Source organism: Devosia algicola, from assembly GCF_028816455.1.
GTDB classification, from domain to species: domain Bacteria; phylum Pseudomonadota; class Alphaproteobacteria; order Rhizobiales; family Devosiaceae; genus Devosia; species Devosia algicola.
The window spans coordinates 1,222,439-1,238,886 of sequence record NZ_CP118246.1 but is presented as its reverse complement, the minus strand read 5'-3'; the positions used below and the strand labels follow the sequence as shown (position 1 = coordinate 1,238,886).

Sequence of the window (16,448 nt, the reverse complement as noted above, 5' to 3'; positions counted from 1 at the left end):
GTCCCGCTGCACCGTAGGGAAGCGCGACATGGCCGGAACAGATTCATCCAAAGATTTTGAGACACGCCCAAGCCCGGCAGTCATATTGTGCGAACCGCAACTGGGCGAGAATATTGGTACCGCCGCCCGTGCCATGGCCAATTTCGGCTTGTGGGATTTGCGACTGGTGCGACCGCGTGATGGTTGGCCCAATGAAAAAGCGGTCAATGCGGCGTCGCGGGCAGACCATGTAATTGATCGCGTCAGGGTATTCGAAACACTTGAAGGTGCCATTGCTGATTTGACGATGGTCTATGCCACGACAGCGCGACCGCGCGATCTGCAAAAGCCTGTGTTCGGCCCTGAAAAGGCGGGTCGAAATCTTGTCGGCCACATAAAGGGGGGCGGTGGTGCGGGCTTGCTATTTGGTCGCGAGCGTTGGGGTCTGCTCAATGAAGAAGTGGCGCTGGCCGATGCCATTGTAACGCTGCCGGTCGAAGCCGCTTTTGCCTCGCTCAATATTGCGCAGGCGGTATTGATTCTTGCTTATGAATGGCGACGGCAAACCGAGTTGGGCACGCAACTTCCGTTCGCAGATGTGTTAGCAGATGTGGCACCGCGAGAGGAGTTGACTGGACTATTCGGTCACCTTGAAGATGCCCTTGAACGATCCGGCTTTTTTACCTCCCCTGAAAAACGTCCCACGGTTGTCAATAATCTGCGGACACTGCTGACGCGGGGACAGTTTTCGAGTCAGGAGGTTCGTACGTTGCGTGGCGTGATCTCCTCGCTTGATCGAAAGCATCAACGCCCCAATCCCAATAGAAACAAGTTCGACGAATAATATTCGTCACTGGACCAAACAGGCGATTTTCGGCTTGGCGGATGAGATGGCGCGTGGCAAGGATGCGTCATCATGACCCAACCCTCTGATGCGCCCGGCGTCTCCAAACTCGCCTTCAGTTACAAAGGCTTCCGGTTCTTCTGGCTGACGACACTACTCGTCAGCTTTTCGGTGCAGATCATGTCGGTTTCGATTGCCTGGCAGATCTATGATGTAACCGGCAGCGCCTTTCTGCTGGGGCTGGTGGGGCTATCACTGTTCTTGCCGGCGCTGCTGCTGATTTTGGTGACCGGATTGGCGTCGGACCGGTTTAACCGACGCATGATCATGGCGACGTGCCTGGGCGTTGAGTTGGTGTGTGCGCTGGGCTTTCTGAGCCTGGTTAGTGCCGAGGCGCATGAGGTTTGGCCGATCTTTGTCATTTTGGTGATGCTGGGCACCGCGCGGGCCTTCTGGGGCCCCGCCGCGCAGTCCCTCGCGCCAAATCTGGTGCCACCCGAGGCATTGTCCAACGCCATTACTGTTAATGCGTCGGCATGGCAATTTGCCGGTATCATGGGGCCGGCGGCTGGTGGCTTGCTTTATGGTGTTGCGCCGACGGCGGCATTCGGCACGGCTGCGACATTGCTGGTGTTGGCGATGATTTCGGTTTTGCTGATTCCCAAACCGATGCAACGCTCGTCCCGGCAGGCGACGAGTCTTGAAACGATGTTTGCGGGCTTTCGCTATATTTTCTCCAACAAGGTCGTATTGGGCGCGATTTCGCTCGATATGTTTGCGGTGTTGATGGGTGGCGCAGTGGCGCTACTGCCGATCTATGCCAAGGACATTTTGCACTCTGGACCGCAAGAGCTTGGGCTGTTGCGGGCGGCGCCGGGCGTCGGTGCGATCGTCATGGCAATTTTTCTGACCCGCTTTCCCATCCGGGATCATGCGGGCAAGGCCTTGTTCATTTTCGTTGCGCTGTTCGGACTATTTACTGTGGTGTTCGGTCTTTCGACCACTGCGTGGCTGTCCATTCCAGCGCTGACGCTGGTGGGGGCCGCTGACATGGTCAGCGTCACGATCCGCGAAACCATCATGCAATTGTGGACGCCCGAGGAGGTGCGCGGGCGGGTCAATGCGGTCAATAGCGTGTTCATTGGCGCATCCAACGAATTGGGCGAGTTCCGGGCGGGATCGGTGGCGGCTCTGATTGGTCCAGTGCCGGCGGTGGTGATCGGGGGTGTCGGCGCGATGATGGTGGCAGCCATTTGGAGTCGGGCATTTCCAGGACTTCGCGAGCAAAAAAGTCTTGACCGGAAGATGGCTTGAGCCCCGCAGCGCTTGACTTGACGGGGACTACCCCTTATTAGGCGGCCACCTACCGAGGCTTTCGAGCCCAGAGGCGCACCCGGGATCTCCTTAATAGTTGGGATCTCGTCGGTCATCCGGGTTACCGGATGGCAGAGGAGGGCGCGATTTTCTTTCGACGTTTCTAGAAAGGATACGCGATGTCGAAGCGCAATTCAGTCAAGCACAAAATTGATCGCCGTCTTGGCGAAAATATCTGGGGTCGCCCGAAGAGCCCGCTCAACGCTCGCGCCTATGGGCCCGGCCAGCATGGTCAACGCCGCAAGGGCAAGCTGAGCGATTATGGTCTGCAGCTTCGTGCCAAGCAGAAGCTCAAAGGCTATTACGGTTCGATCACCGAGAAGTCGTTCAAGCGCCTGTATTTCGAAGGCTCAGCGCGTCAAGGGCGATACCGGCGAGAACCTGATTGGTCTGTTGGAACGCCGCCTGGATGCGGTTGTGTATCGCGCCAAGTTCGTTGCTACGGTTTTTGCAGCGCGGCAGTTTGTTTCGCATGGCCATGTTATGGTCAATGGCAAGCGCGTCAACATCCCTTCCTACCAGTTGCAGGTCGGCGACAAGGTAGAAGTACGCGAGCGTTCCAAGCAACTTGCCGTGGTCATCGAAGCGACCCAGTTGGCAGAGCGCGATGTTCCAGAATATGTCGACACCGATCATAACAAGCTGACCGCGACCTTCGTTCGCGTACCAGCTTTGTCGGATGTGCCATATCCGGTTCAGATGGAACCAAATCTGGTGGTTGAATTTTACTCGCGTTAAACACAGCACGATCTGGTTTCGCGCCGGTCGAACGATAAAGAATTATTAAAAGGGCCGCTCGATGGAGCGGCCTTTTTTTGCGTTGTTGCTGGTCAGACGGCGGGGGCTGGATCGCCCGTGGCCATACCATCGACAAGCGCCAGGTAGCGGGAATCGTCATAGTCATTGATGAGCGGTGCATCTCCGGGAATATTGGACTCAAAGGCACGCAAGCGCTTGAACACCGAGATCAGTGAAATAATTGTGGTCCAGGAACTGGCGAGAAATTTGAATGAGTCTTCGACCTGACCAAAGGCGGTGCTGATCTGCTGGAATAGGCCCAGGGTCAATGCTCCGGCAACAATTGAAGGGGCCATGGCAATCAATGGAATGAAGTTGGAACCCTGCAAATACGCGTAGCGGGCAACATTGAAGTAAAGGTAATGCCGATAGAGTCTGAAATAGTTGGACTGCATGTTGAGAAACAGCTGGCGCACGGTAACCGGCTCGGCGCGCTCGTCATGATCTTCGCCATAGACCAGTTCCTTGCGATAGGCCGCTTCGACCCGCTGGTTGATGAACTCGAGACCAGGCAGGCGGATACCCACCGTGGCAAGTAGCACGGTGCCGAAGGCCGAGGACACCAACGCTACCCAGACCAGACTGCCATCAACCTGGCCTACAAAAGGCAGGCTCGGTAATGTGTTGGGACAGGCCCCAAAGTAACGGCAGGAACACTACCAATGTCATGACCGAAGACACCAGCGATACGGCAAGAGATTCAACAATGCTGGCGAACCGTTGCGTATCCTCCTGAATGCGCTGGGACGCGCCTTCGATGTGGCGCAGGCTGCGCCAGTTGCTGAGATAGAAAAACGACATGGCGCGGCGCCAACGGAACAGAAAATGGGCGATAAAAAAGGCATTGAGTACCAAAACGGTGATATTCGGCACCAATACGTAGGCCACCGTGACAATCTCGCCGAGAAACTGGTCTAGTGTGACGGTACCTGGATTGGTCAGCGCCGACTGGATCAGATCGTAGAATGTTCCGTACCAATCGTTGAGCCATGCGCTGATCTGAACATTGAAATAGACCACTTCGATGATGGTGACACTGCCAACCACTGACCACCAGTACCAGTGCCTGTTGCCGCCGATCCAGTACCAGGGGATGCAGAACAGATAGCCGGACATGATCACAAATTGATAGAGCCATACCTTGTCGGGGGAGAAAAACGGCGTTGGATTGGCGTCGGTGGGCTGAATGCCCAACCAAGGACCAAGGCTGAAAACACTCTGCAAGTTTGAGCCGATTGTGTACCAAATAAGCATTGCCAGCGCGGTCCAGAGCAGGGCGGCGGGGAAGAATATCCGTGGATTGGGAAAAAAGAACGAAACACCGTGTACTCCTGACAGTCTGCGAAGCTGCGCCATCTAACTGAGGCAAATCGTTTAAAGCAAGAATTCGATATTAAACCTTGGTAATGTTGGCGTGTTTGATTTGCTGTAGTTTTACTTTCCCCGGATGGCAGGAGGCGGTATCAGCAACGCAGTCCTGTCGTTGAGGGTTTCAAGATGACTGAAGTGGCGCTGGCCGATGAGATCACCGATGACGCGTCCAGCGGTGGTGCGCATCCAATATTTGCGCACGTCCCCAGGTCGGTGGCCTTCAACAAATTGCGCAAGCGATTGATCCGCAATGCGCGAGAGGCCATCGATAAATTTGCCATGGCACGAACCGGCGAACGCTGGCTGGTGGCACTGTCTGGTGGCAAGGACAGTTATGGCATGTTGGCCATATTGCTCGATCTCAAGTGGCGCGGACTGCTACCGGTTGACCTGTTGGTTTGCAATCTGGATCAGGGGCAGCCCAATTTTCCCAAACATGTACTACCCGATTTTCTCGCGGGACTAGGGATCGAGCACCGCATTGAATACCGCGATACATATTCCATCGTTACGGACAAATTGCCGGCAGGAGCGACATATTGCTCGCTGTGCTCGCGACTGCGTCGGGGCAATCTATATCGGATCGCGCAGGAGGAAGGCTGTTCCGCGCTCGTGCTGGGGCATCATCGCGAAGATAGCCTCGAGACTTTTTTCATGAACCTGTTTCATGGCGGCAAACTGGCGGCGATGCCGGCGCGGTTGATGAATGACGAGGGCACAGTGGAAGTCCTGCGGCCAATGATCTTTTGCGCAGAGGACGATTTGCAGCGCTTTTCTGATGCCCTGGCATTTCCCATTATCCCCTGCGATCTGTGCGGTAGCCAGGACGGGTTGGAACGCAACGCCACAAAGGCGATGCTCAATGACATTGAAAAGCGAATGCCGGGGCGCAAGGATGTGATGATCCGGGCGCTCGGCAATGTGAACCCCAGCCATTTGCTGGACACCAGACTGTTTGATTTTGCTGGATTGACTGACCGGAGAACCATTTGATGCCGTTCGATATTACCAAGGCTCGCCACAATATTGCGCGACGCGGCACGGGCAGAAATCCTGCCGCGATTCCGGCGACTGGACGCGGGCATGGTCAGTATCAAGTCCGAGGCAATCGACCTCGTAACCGAGGCTGATGTGGCGGCGGAAAAGCATATCATGTCGGGTGTATCGGCGCTGATGCCGGAGGCGCTTTTTGTCGGTGAGGAGTCGGTCGCGGCGGACACGAAGCTACTTGATCGGCTGGCATCGGCGCAGCTTGCGGTCGTTGTCGATCCAATTGATGGCACGGCCAATTACGCCGCGGACCTACCGCTGTTTGCGGTGATGGCAGCGGTGGTGCGACACGGCGAAACCATTGCCGGCATCATCTATGATCCGATGGGTGATGACTGGATCATGGCTGAAAGAGGCGGCGGTGCGTGGCGCCGGCGGCCGGATGGGGAGGCGGTTCGGCTACGGTCGGCGGCGACCCTGCCACTGGAACAAATGGTTGGGACGGCATCGGTTGCCTTTATCCCGCCGGACCGCCGCGCGGAAATCATGAGTAATCTGGCCAAGGTCCGGCTGGTATCGAATTTTCGTTGCGCGGGGCATGAGTATCGCACGCTGGTATCGGGGCACTCCCAATTTGCGATGTATAACAAGTTGATGCCCTGGGATCATCTGGCCGGTGTTCTGATCTCTCAGGAGGCAGGGGCCTATGCGGCACGCCTTGATGGATCGACCTATCAGCCGCATCATGTTGACGGTGGTTTGCTGGTGGCGACTGACAGGGATGCGTGGGCCGACTTGCGGCGCCGGGTTTTTACATTTTAGAGGCGCGGGTGTTTGATCCACCCACGCCGCAATGCTAATGCGCCTCGGCCATTCCTGCACTGTTCTCATATTCCTTGCCGACGCCAAACAGCTTGCCGTTTTCCGCGATCAGTATGCAAATGAGTGCCAGCGACCCCATAATGAAATATCCCGCAGCGACTGGCACAACAGTGTTGTTGAACTGTTGACCGATAAAGCTGCCGATCAGCGCGCCGCCCACAGTCTGGATGAAGCCAAAAACCGATGCCGCGGTACCTGCCACTGCTCCCAATGGTTCCATTGACAGTGAGTTCATGTTCGACGCGGCCCAGCCGAAGCTGAACATTATGATCGCGAGCAGCGTGAAGAACAGCCAGAGTGGCATGAAACCGGCAATCGACAGGCCAAGCCATATGGCCGACACGGTTGTGAATACCAGCATGGCCCCATGCGACAAACGTCTCATGCCTAGGCGTCGAACGATTCGCGAATTGGTGAAGGAGGACACAGACATCAGCGCGGCCATGGCGGCGAAGGCGACTGGGAAATAAGGGCCCAAGCCATAGATGTCGACATAGACCTGTTGCGATGTGCTGATGAAACCGAACAGGGCGCCGAAGGTAAAGGTGCCCGCCAATCCATACATGAACGCCGAACGATTGCTGACAACCAGACGGAAGCCATCGGTGACTGCACTGAAGGTCAGGGGGCGTCGATCGGCCGGTGCGAGTGTTTCCGGTAGGCGGATAAAGCCCCAAACCCCGGAGATTGTTGCCAGTCCAGCCATGAAAATGAAGATGGTTTGCCAAGGGCCGGTTAGCAGCAACACCTGTCCAACGCCTGGTGCGATAACGGGAATTGCCATGAAGACCATGAAGGTGAGCGACATGACTTCAGCCATTTCGCGCCCCGAATAGATGTCGCGTACCATTGAGGTGGCGATTACCCGGGTGCCAGCAGCGCCCAGACCCTGAATAAAGCGCAGGGCCAGCAAGACGCCAAATGTGGGGGAGAAAATCGCTGCGACGGCTGCGACTACGTACACAACTATACCAATGAATAGCGGGGCGCGGCGACCAAAACGGTCCGACAAGGGACCAAAGGCCAGTTGTGCCATGCCAAAGCCAAGCATGTAGGCGGAAATAACGAACTGACGTTCGTTCTCTGATTCGACGCCGAGAGCAGCACCCATATAGGGCAGGGCGGGCAGCATGACATCAATAGCCATAGCATTTAGCGCCATAAGCGCTGCCATCAAGGCAATGAATTCCGGACGGGAAAGTACCCGCGTCAGGTGATTGGACATAAATGATTCTCGAAAAATATGCGGCAGCCGATGGTGCGGCCAAGTCCGCGCGACATTACTCGTGTGCTAATATTTGGCAACCCCATCATCGGTATTAACCGATGAATTGGACAGGATGTTTCCCTCAGGCAGATTTCAACGCAAAACTGGTGGCGCCTTTTTCGTTTATGGGCAGGTGGATGGCGGCTGAACCCAGACCCAACAATATACCGAGATACCACACAAGGCTGTACGAACCGGTCTGGTCAAAAACATAGCCGCCGAGCCAGACGCCGACGAATGACCCCAATTGATGGGAAAAGAAGGCGACGCCGTAGAGCATGCCCAGATAGCGGGCACCAAAGAACATGGCAACCAGCCCTGCGGTCAGCGGTACCGTGGAAAGCCATAGAACGCCCATTACCGCTGCAAACGCAAAGGCGGTGAAGGTGCTGACCGGCACAAGCAGGAACAGGCCGATGGCAACGGCGCGGGAAAAATATATGGTCGCCAATAGCAATTGCTTGGGGAAGCGCCCGCCGAGATAGCCGGATAGCAGCGATCCAACGATGTTGAACAGGCCGATGACAGCGATGGTCCAACTGCCGACTTCAGGCGACAGGCCGCACTGAACCAGATAGGCGGGCATGTGGACGTTAATGAACGCCAGGTGGAAGCCGCAGACGAAAAAGCCAATGACCAGCAAGCGGTAGGAGCCATGGCCCCATGCGCGGGCCAGTGCCTGCATGAAGGGCAGGTCGGCTTGTCCGACGGCCTGTTCGGTGCGACCGCGCAAGGCGTAGGACAGTGGAATGATCATCAAGATCATCACGCCAAGGTAGACAAGGGCGGTTTGCCAGCCAAATGAGTTGATGAAGCCCTGACTGATCGGGGCGAAAATGAATTGGCCGAATGATGAGGCGGCGGTGGCAATGCCGAAGACCATCGAACGCTTTTCGGGCGGCACGGAACGGCCGAAAGCGGCCATGACGACGCTGAATGAGCAAATGGCGATGCCGACGCCGGTAATCACGCCACCCGTTAACGTCAACGCACCGGCATCGGGCGAAAACGTCATCAAAATGACGCCGCCGGCGTAGATGAATGCACCAGCCGCAAGGGTGCGTCCGGTGCCGACCCGATCAGCAAAGTTGCCGGCGAATGGCTGGGCGATGCCCCATGCAAGGTTCTGAATGGCCATGGCCATGCCGTAGCCTTCGCGCGTCAGACCCAGATCGGCCGACATGGGCAGGGTGAACAGGCCGAAACTTGTCCGCACGCCATTGCCGATTGCGGCGATGGCGCAGCCGCAGATGATCAACAAAAGCAGTGGGACGGCCGGGCGCAGTGCAGAGGTGGGCATGGTCGATATCCAATTGCGAGGCGCGCAGATTAGACCTGCGACGACATCACGCAAAGTGATTTTGGTAAATGGGTGTTATCGGTTTTGGTGATGGCATCATTTTCATGCCCGCCCACAATCGAGCCTTGTCTGGAGTCCTAGTTGATCCGCCACATCGTGTTTTTCAGCGCCAAGAAGACCGAAAATATCGACGCTATCTGTGAGGGGTTGAATTTGCTCGGGACAATTCCGGGGTCAATGCGCTTTGAGGTGACGCGCAACACCAAGGTGGACCAGATTTCCAACGAGGTGGACGTCGTGGTTTATGCAGAGTTTGCCGACGCAGCTGGGTTGGCTGCCTACAAGGCGCACCCGACCTATGATCTGGCGACGCAGCGGGTTCGCCCCCTGCGCGAGCCTAAGGCTGTCGGCTGACGTTGCGGCAAAATAAAACGCCGGGCGAAGACCCGGCGTTGAAACGATCAGTCTGAATGCTTGTCGATCAGGCAGGCTGTTTGACTTCAATGCCCGCCGCGGTCATATGCGACTGCAACTCGCCAGCCTGGAACATTTCACGCACGATGTCGGCACCACCGACGAATTCGCCCTTAACGTAAAGCTGTGGGATGGTGGGCCAATTGGTATAGGCCTTGATTCCATCGCGCAGGCTCGGCGCTCTCGAGCACATTGGCGCTATCATAGGTGACGCCGAGATAGGCTCAAAATCTGGACGACCTGACCTGAAAAACCGCACTGGGGAAAATCCGGCGATCCTTTCATGAACAGGAATACGTCGTTGTTCTTTACCTTGTCGTCGATGAACGCATTGATATCGGTCATTGGTGTTGCCTTTCATAAGCCGGGTGCAAGGGCCGGGTTTGGTCTGGTTGATAAATAGGCCACCACTGCGGCAGTGTCGAGATCATCATCGCAAAAGAACGATGCGGTTGGTGTTATGCGATTGCCAATTGTGACGCGACCCATGGGTGGTTGGTGAAATCGGTGAGTGCCTGGTATTCGATTGCGTCCCAACCATAGGCGCTGGCGGCTTCGACCACTTTTGGCGTGTCGTCAAAGAATAGCGGCGGCACCGACTGTGGCCCGATGCGGGCGGCAATGAAGTCGAAGAAGCCGTTTTCGGGCTTTCGGATGCCGACGCGGGCCGAATAAAATATGTCCTCGAAAATATCGCCAAGGCCCAGTTTATCCCACAACCAAAGGGCCCGCATGTGGTCCTGGTTGGTGGCTATGAACAGGCGGATATCGGCTTTTGCCTTAAGCGCGCGAATGGCAGCGATCAGTTCATGATTGAGTTGGCTGTCGTGGCTGAACCAATAATGCACGAGCGTCATGGGCGAACCGTTATAGCCAAGGGAGGGAAGGCGCTTGTCGAGCGCCTCGACCAAGGCCATCTGACCCGTGACAACTTTCTTTATAAAAATATCGAAGATGAATTCGTCTCGAAAACGGTTGGGATCGATGCCGAGATCGGCCAATAGATTTTCATCCCAGCGGCGCCGCAACGCGGGGTTGGCGTGATAGCCGTGCACCAGGACGCCATCGATGTCGAAAATGATGGCGCGAGTCACCGCGGGCCACGCGGCATTACGCCAAGTCCGACAAGCACTTCGGGGGTAATCTTCAACTCATGAATCACGTCGGTGTGACGGCGGAAGCCGACAAGTTCGCGTTGGACGAAATATTGCCAGACCAACCGGCGCGCTTCGTTCAGGGCGTTGTCACGATTGGCAGTTGCCTTTTCGAGTCGTTCCAGTGCCGCCACAACATGGCGCTCAGCTGCGCCCAAGGACGAGGCGCGTTCGGCGGCGATCTCGTTTTGCAGCGCCGCCGTGCCCGCTTCGGGGCGGACGACACGGATCAGATCAAGAGAATCGCGCAGCGACACGATTACTCAGGTGCACTGGTCTGGAGGGCAAGCGCGTGAAGCGCGCCGCCCATATCGCCCTGCAGCGCTGCATAGACGAGTTGATGTTGCTGGACCCGCGACTTGCCGCGAAAAGTTTCGGAAATCACCGTGGCGGCATAGTGGTCGCCATCACCGGCCAGATCGCGGATTTCGATTTCGGCGTCGGGCAGGGCGGTCTTGATTCGGCGCTCGATTTCGTTGGCGTCCATGGCCATGACGTACCCCTTTTTGTCGTAGTTGTGGACATTCCACCTCGCCCTGATATGGCATGGCAGAGGGGGCGCTTCAATACGAGGTCAAGTTATTGTGGGGTAGCGGTGTCTTCCACCTTCATGCCGACGCAGCAGTCGGCATCCGAATGGGTCGAAAAGTTGGCGATGATAAAATTGACGATGGGACGAGCCTGCTGCTCGTACTCGGTAGCGTAGAGGCAATCGAGCGAATAGCCGCGCGGGCCATCGACGGTCTCGGTGTGGACGATGGTAAGCGGCATGTCCATCGGTGAGTCTGTGCTCGTACCTTCATAGAGCAGCGCATCGCCACTTTGATATCGCGTTATGGCCTTGTTGGTAATGGTGAAACCGGGAAAGCGATCTATCCAACCCTTTACAACCTCACCCTCGTCCAGATTGTCGAGGGCAGATTGTGCGGTCCAGCCGGTGTCCTCGACCTGCACAATTTCGGAGGTGCATTGCAGCGGCGCTTCGGGATGGTTGATGGTTACGGGCTCGCCAGCGGCGCCGGTCGCTATCATGAAATCAGGATAGATCAGGGTGTAGGGCTGGTCAGCCAGAATTGAGCGGGAGACCGAAACACTGATGCTTTGCGCCGAGGCGGGGGAGGTGGCCAATAGTGGCAAAAGGGCCAAAAACGCCGTGGTGCGGGCAAAGGTCATGATTACTCCGGGGGTTTCCCCCTACATTAACTCAATATCTGTGAAAACGCCCCAACAACGGCAATCATATGGCGAAGGCGATTGTTGACAATGACAGGGGTGTGATGCGCGGCTTGGTGCAGGACTAAATTTCGCCGCGCATATATTCGGGAAACCAGCTTTCATGGGCCTCCTGCAGTTTTTTGACCAGAACAGGGCGGGCGCTGCCAAGTACCAGTTCACCGCCGCCCGTTGTTCCAATCCACGGAGCGAAAATACCCGCTGCCTCGATCTCGGCCATGAGGGCGGTGAAGGCGTCAATATCCAGATTGTCGCGGATCGTGACCAGGTATCGACCTTGATCTTCGCCAAACCAGGTTGGAATTGGGTCAACGCCTTCGAGCCTGGGCGATCTTGGCGCCGATGCCTGAAGCAATCGACATTTCGGCTAGTCCAATGGCAAGGCCGCCGTCGGAAAGGTCGTGTACGGCGGTGGCCCTGCCCGCTCGGATGAGGTTTCGCACAAAGTCGCCGGTGCGGCGTTCATGGGCAAGATCGACGGGCGGCGGCGGACCGTCGCGGCGGTCATGCAGGTCGCGCATATAGATGGATTGGCTCAGATGAGTGCCCCAGGCGGGTGGGGCGCCGAACAACAGGATGAGATCGCCGGCTTGGGCAAAGCCCGTGCGGGCCATTTTGCCCCAGTCGGGAATGAGGCCAACGCCGCCAATGGTCGGGGTGGGCAAGATGCCCTTGCCGTTGGTTTCATTGTATAGCGAGACATTGCCGGAAACGATGGGGAAATCGAGGGCGGTGCAGGCTTCGCCGATGCCTTTGATGGCGTGGACCAGCTGGCCCATGATCTCGGGACGTTCGGGATTGCCGAAATTAAGATTGTCGGTCGCGGCGAGTGGATCGGCCCCGGTGGCGGTCAGATTGCGCCAGGCTTCGGCCACCGCCTGCTTGCCGCCCTCATATGGGTCGGCTTCGCAATAACGCGGGTTAACATCGGACGTGAACGCCAGCGCCTTGGTCTTGTGACCGTCAACGCGGATCACGCCAGCATCGCCGCCGGGGCGCTGCAGGGAATTGCCCTGGATCAGCGTGTCGTACTGCTCGTAAACCCACCGACGAGATGCGATCTGATGGCCACCAACCAAGGCCAAAACAGCGTCGGCGACGTCCGACTGCGGGATATCGGTGGCGGCCAGAGGGGCTGGAGCCTTGGGCGGCGTCCAGGGGCGGTCATATTCAGGCGCTTCGTCGTCCAGTTCCTTGATCGGCAGGTTGGCGACTTCCTCGCCCTGCCAGAGCACGCGGAAACGCAGATCGTCGGTGGTTTTGCCGACGGTGGCGAAATCGAGTTCCCATTTGACGAAAACGGCACGTGCTTCGGCTTCCTTGTCTGGGTGCAGTACCATGAGCATGCGCTCCTGGCTTTCGCTGAGCATCATCTCATAGGGCGTCATCTCGGTTTCGCGGACGGGCACCAGATCAAGGTTGAGTTCGACGCCAAGATCGCCCTTGGCGCCCATTTCCACCGCAGAACAGGTCAAGCCCGCCGCGCCCATATCCTGAATGGCGATAACGGCACCTGTAGCCATCAATTCCAGGCAGGCTTCGAGCAGGCGCTTTTCGGTGAATGGGTCGCCGACCTGCACAGTGGGGCGCTTTTCCTCAATGTCGTCGCCAAATTCTGCCGAAGCCATGGTGGCGCCGCCGACGCCGTCGCGGCCGGTCTTGGCGCCGAGATAGACCACGGGAAGGCCGACGCCCTTGGCAGTTGAATAGAAAATCTTGTCGGTATCAGCCAGCCCGGCGGCAAAGGCATTGACCAGATTGTTGCCATTATAGCGGGCATCAAATTCAACCTCCCCACCAACGGTTGGCACACCAAAGGCATTGGCATAACCGCCGATGCCGGCAACGACGCCAGAGACGAGGTGACGGGTTTTTTCGTGGTCAGGTGCGCCAAAGCGCAAGGCATTCATGGCGGCAACAGGACGCGCGCCCATGGTGAAGACGTCGCGGAGAATACCGCCCATACCAGTGCCAGCACCCTGATAGGGTTCGATATAGGAGGGGTGGTTGTGCGACTCCATCTTGAACACCACAGCCTGTCCATCGCCAATGTCGACAACGCCCGCGTTTTCACCCGGTCCCTGAATGACGCGCGGGCCGCTCGTGGGTAGGGTTTTTAGCCACTTTTTGGACGATTTGTAGGAACAGTGCTCGTTCCACATCGCCGAGAAAATGCCCAATTCGGTGTAAGTAGGTTGCCGACCAATCAGCGCAACGATCTTGTCAAATTCCTCAGACTTCAGGCCGTGATCGGCGACAAGTTTTGGGGTGATAGCGATGTTGTTTTGATGGGTCATGGAGCGGTCCGAGGTGAACGAGCGAGGGCGCGATCAAGCGCTATGACAATGAGGCAGAGTGCGCCCAGGGCGACCGTCATGACAACGGCATTGATCCAGACCGCACCGTAGCCAAGCGTTGTGACGTCAAGGATCGGATATGGATATTCATTGACCCAGACGCCACGCGCCAGAATGGCAAGGAAATAGACTAGTGTGGGTGCCAGCATGGCTGGCAGGCTTTCCCAACGCAACTGGCCATGTTTTTGCGTCGTGAGCCACCAAAGGACATAAATTACCGGGGTCACATAATGGAGCAAATTGTCGACTAACAGCGACAGGCCGCTAAACGCGTAGGTCTTTGACAGGACAAAATAAACGAACAGAAATACCAGTGTGATATTGGCAGCCATCATTGCGCGGACGGTGGGGTGCCGGAACAGGGACATTGGTCTGCCAGACCAGATTGCCGAGGAGTAGATCAGCACCAGCGTGATGTTGGTCAAGATCGTATAAAAGGCGAAAAAAGTGCCTAGAGCGCCCGGGAGATCCTTGCCCTTACTGAGATAGAGGGGAATGGCCAGCCAGAACTGCAGCACGAGGGCGCATACGCCAACCAGCAGGCCAAGCCATGTCAGTAGCGTTCGCGCGTTCATTTTATGCGGCCCGTCCAAGCAGGCCCGAGAATAGCGCCCGACCGTCGGTGCCGCCATGAGCGGCTTCGATCAGGTTTTCGGGGTGCGGCATCAGGCCGAGAACATTCTTCTTGGTGTTCAGAATCCCGGCGATGTCATTAATCGATCCGTTTGGATTGGTGTTTTCGGCATAGCGGAATGCCACCTGTCCGTTGTCTTCGAGCTGGGTGATCGTCTCACTATCGGCGAAGTAATTGCCATCATGATGGGCAACGGGACAATTAATGACCTGGCCCTGGGAATAGCCACGTGTAAAGTCGGTATCGGCGTTGGTGACTTCGAGTTTGACGTCGCGGCAGACGAATTTGAGCGACATGTTGCGCATGAGAGCGCCCGGTAAAAGACCCGCTTCAATCAGAATCTGAAAGCCGTTGCAGACGCCAAGAATGTTGACGCCACTGGCGGCTTTGGCGCGGACTGCATCCATGATCGGGGAGCGCGCCGCGATGGCGCCGCAACGCAAATAGTCGCCATAGGAAAAGCCGCCGGGAATGACGATGAGATCAACATCAGGAATTTCGGCGTCCTGATGCCAGACCGTTGCGGGCGCTTTGCCTGAAATCTGAGTGAGCGCGGCGATCATGTCGCGGTCGCGATTCAGGCCGGGAAAGACGATGACTGCAGATTTCATCGGCTGGTCCTCGAAAGGGAGATGGGATAATCGCCCTTTTCGAGAGTCCCGACCCAAAAGGCAAGGGGGAGTCTTGCTTTATTCAGCCGGTGTGGCGGAAACCTGCGTGCGCGGCTGCCTTGCACCGGGGGTGCCGGGGATATGAGCCCAGTCTGGGCGCTCGAACAGGAATTTTCCGAAGCCTGTCCACTGGACCAGCCAATAGAGCACGACGGGGCTGACAACGGCGGTCGCCATGACGACAATGCTTAGCACGCTGATATTGGTGATCAGATCGAATTTAATCAGAATTGTGCGCACGATGCCCATGGGCAGGACGAAGGCGAGGTAAACCACCAGGGATTTGGAGCCGAGCCAGCGCAGCCAGTCCATGAAGGCGAGTTTTGTCAGCAGGCTAGCGATAACGCAAAGCGCAGCCGTGCCGATCAGCGCCAGCAGGAGGTGCAGGACCGGGAGCGAGGCGAGGCCCATGTGGATTTCGCCGGGAAGGACGGCATAGCCGGGCGAGAACACGAGCGCTGCGTGGACCAGTGCCCAGGTTACAAGCGTGGCGAGCGCCATGCCGATATTGGCCTGTGCCCAGGCGACGAGCTTGAACAGCATGGGCGCGAACACGTAGCCAGAATAGAAATAGACGAAATAGGCGGCGAACTGGTCGATGAGATAGCTGCCGATATGAACCGGTGCGATCTGAAGCACTGCCGCGAGGGCGAGCACAATCCAATGCGGCAGGCGAAGCGTGAAGCAGAGCTTGGCGACGGCGCTGAACACGGCCAGCATGTAGATGAACCAAAGGACGCCATAGGGCTCAACGACGGCCCAGGCCAGATCGGTCAATGCCATCGCCGGGTCGCCCGCAACAAGTCCAACCTTGAAAACCAGATGGATAATGGCCCACACGGCATAGAAATAGAAATAATGCAGGACACGACGATCAGAATAGGGTTTCCAGTCACGCGCAATGACGAGGGACAGGAACAGGCCGGAAATCGCAAAAAACTCGGGCATCCGGAATGGTGTGGCGAAGGCGATGATCCAATGCAGCACGCCGGTCTGGCCGGTGTCCTCGCCGACACTGAATGCAGAATACATCATGACAACAAGCAGGATCGACAGGCCTTTTGCCATATCGACCCATTGCAGGCGTTGATTATCACTTCTCATCGGATGGCCTCCAGTA

At 57.0% G+C, this 16,448-nt stretch carries 13 protein-coding genes and 5 pseudogenes; 6 read left to right on the top strand and 12 right to left on the bottom strand.

From position 1 onward, the window contains the following. Positions 1 to 28 precede the first annotated feature (28 nt). From PSQ19_RS06625 to rpsD, 3 genes and pseudogenes are all read left to right on the top strand, one after another. Positions 29 to 823, top strand: a complete 795-nt coding sequence (locus tag PSQ19_RS06625) for an RNA methyltransferase (protein ID WP_282220113.1) — start codon at positions 29 to 31, stop codon at positions 821 to 823. Positions 824 to 895: 72 nt separating this feature from the next. Continuing rightward, the gene (locus PSQ19_RS06620) at positions 896 to 2,137 is read left to right on the top strand and encodes an MFS transporter (RefSeq protein WP_282220112.1); all 1,242 of its coding nucleotides are present in this window, start codon (positions 896 to 898) and stop codon (positions 2,135 to 2,137) included. A gap of 179 nt (positions 2,138 to 2,316) precedes the next feature. Continuing rightward, positions 2,317 to 2,935, top strand: a pseudogene (rpsD, locus tag PSQ19_RS06615) (30S ribosomal protein S4). 92 nt (positions 2,936 to 3,027) lie between these two features. Here rpsD and sbmA read toward each other — a convergent pair. After that, a pseudogene (gene sbmA / locus PSQ19_RS06610) lies at positions 3,028 to 4,351 on the bottom strand (peptide antibiotic transporter SbmA). A gap of 141 nt (positions 4,352 to 4,492) precedes the next feature. On the opposite strand from sbmA, the gene ttcA reads away from it, so the two are divergent. Continuing rightward, positions 4,493 to 5,359 (top strand): tRNA 2-thiocytidine(32) synthetase TtcA, encoded by an 867-nt coding sequence (gene ttcA / locus PSQ19_RS06605; protein WP_282220111.1) that lies wholly within the window; start codon positions 4,493 to 4,495, stop codon positions 5,357 to 5,359. Between the two features lie 90 nt (positions 5,360 to 5,449). Continuing rightward, positions 5,450 to 6,178 carry an inositol monophosphatase family protein gene (locus PSQ19_RS06600; RefSeq protein ID WP_282220110.1) on the top strand — a complete coding sequence of 243 codons (729 nt, stop codon included), beginning with the start codon at positions 5,450 to 5,452 and terminating at the stop codon, positions 6,176 to 6,178. A gap of 34 nt (positions 6,179 to 6,212) precedes the next feature. On the opposite strand, the gene PSQ19_RS06595 is transcribed toward PSQ19_RS06600, so the two are convergent. Continuing rightward, positions 6,213 to 7,463 carry a multidrug effflux MFS transporter gene (locus tag PSQ19_RS06595; RefSeq protein ID WP_282220109.1) on the bottom strand — a complete coding sequence of 417 codons (1,251 nt, stop codon included), beginning with the start codon at positions 7,461 to 7,463 and terminating at the stop codon, positions 6,213 to 6,215. Between the two features lie 124 nt (positions 7,464 to 7,587). Continuing rightward, on the bottom strand, positions 7,588 to 8,805 hold the full coding sequence (locus PSQ19_RS06590; RefSeq protein ID WP_282220108.1) for an MFS transporter: 1,218 nt from the start codon (positions 8,803 to 8,805) through the stop codon (positions 7,588 to 7,590). Positions 8,806 to 8,946: 141 nt separating this feature from the next. Here PSQ19_RS06590 and PSQ19_RS06585 point away from each other — a divergent pair. Next, a pseudogene (locus PSQ19_RS06585) lies at positions 8,947 to 9,235 on the top strand (Dabb family protein). A 51-nt stretch (positions 9,236 to 9,286) separates the two neighbouring features. On the opposite strand, the pseudogene grxD reads toward PSQ19_RS06585, so the two are convergent. From grxD to PSQ19_RS06540, 9 genes and pseudogenes are all read right to left on the bottom strand, one after another. Further along, a pseudogene (gene grxD, locus PSQ19_RS06580) lies at positions 9,287 to 9,624 on the bottom strand (Grx4 family monothiol glutaredoxin). A 113-nt stretch (positions 9,625 to 9,737) separates the two neighbouring features. Continuing rightward, complete coding sequence (locus PSQ19_RS06575; protein ID WP_282220106.1) at positions 9,738 to 10,373, bottom strand: HAD family hydrolase; 636 nt, start codon at positions 10,371 to 10,373, stop codon at positions 9,738 to 9,740. Beyond that, positions 10,370 to 10,690 carry a DUF6665 family protein gene (locus PSQ19_RS06570; RefSeq protein WP_282220105.1) on the bottom strand — a complete coding sequence of 107 codons (321 nt, stop codon included), beginning with the start codon at positions 10,688 to 10,690 and terminating at the stop codon, positions 10,370 to 10,372. The genes PSQ19_RS06575 and PSQ19_RS06570 overlap by 4 nt, the downstream gene beginning before the upstream one ends. Before the next feature lie 2 nt (positions 10,691 to 10,692). Further along, on the bottom strand, positions 10,693 to 10,926 hold the full coding sequence (locus tag PSQ19_RS06565) for a BolA family protein (RefSeq protein WP_282210979.1): 234 nt from the start codon (positions 10,924 to 10,926) through the stop codon (positions 10,693 to 10,695). 86 nt (positions 10,927 to 11,012) lie between these two features. Then, entirely contained in the window at positions 11,013 to 11,606 is a 594-nt protein-coding gene (locus PSQ19_RS06560; RefSeq protein WP_282220104.1) for a hypothetical protein, read from the bottom strand. Positions 11,607 to 11,730: 124 nt separating this feature from the next. After that, positions 11,731 to 13,963, bottom strand: a pseudogene (purL, locus tag PSQ19_RS06555) (phosphoribosylformylglycinamidine synthase subunit PurL). Continuing rightward, on the bottom strand, positions 13,960 to 14,598 hold the full coding sequence (locus PSQ19_RS06550; RefSeq protein ID WP_282220103.1) for a Pr6Pr family membrane protein: 639 nt from the start codon (positions 14,596 to 14,598) through the stop codon (positions 13,960 to 13,962). The pseudogene purL and the gene PSQ19_RS06550 overlap by 4 nt, the downstream one beginning before the upstream one ends. Before the next feature lies 1 nt (position 14,599). Beyond that, positions 14,600 to 15,268: a phosphoribosylformylglycinamidine synthase subunit PurQ gene (gene purQ, locus PSQ19_RS06545; protein ID WP_282220102.1), complete on the bottom strand. Its 669-nt coding sequence runs from the start codon at positions 15,266 to 15,268 to the stop codon at positions 14,600 to 14,602. A gap of 78 nt (positions 15,269 to 15,346) precedes the next feature. After that, positions 15,347 to 16,432 carry an acyltransferase family protein gene (locus PSQ19_RS06540; RefSeq protein WP_282220101.1) on the bottom strand — a complete coding sequence of 362 codons (1,086 nt, stop codon included), beginning with the start codon at positions 16,430 to 16,432 and terminating at the stop codon, positions 15,347 to 15,349. Between the last annotated feature and the right edge of the window lie 16 nt (positions 16,433 to 16,448).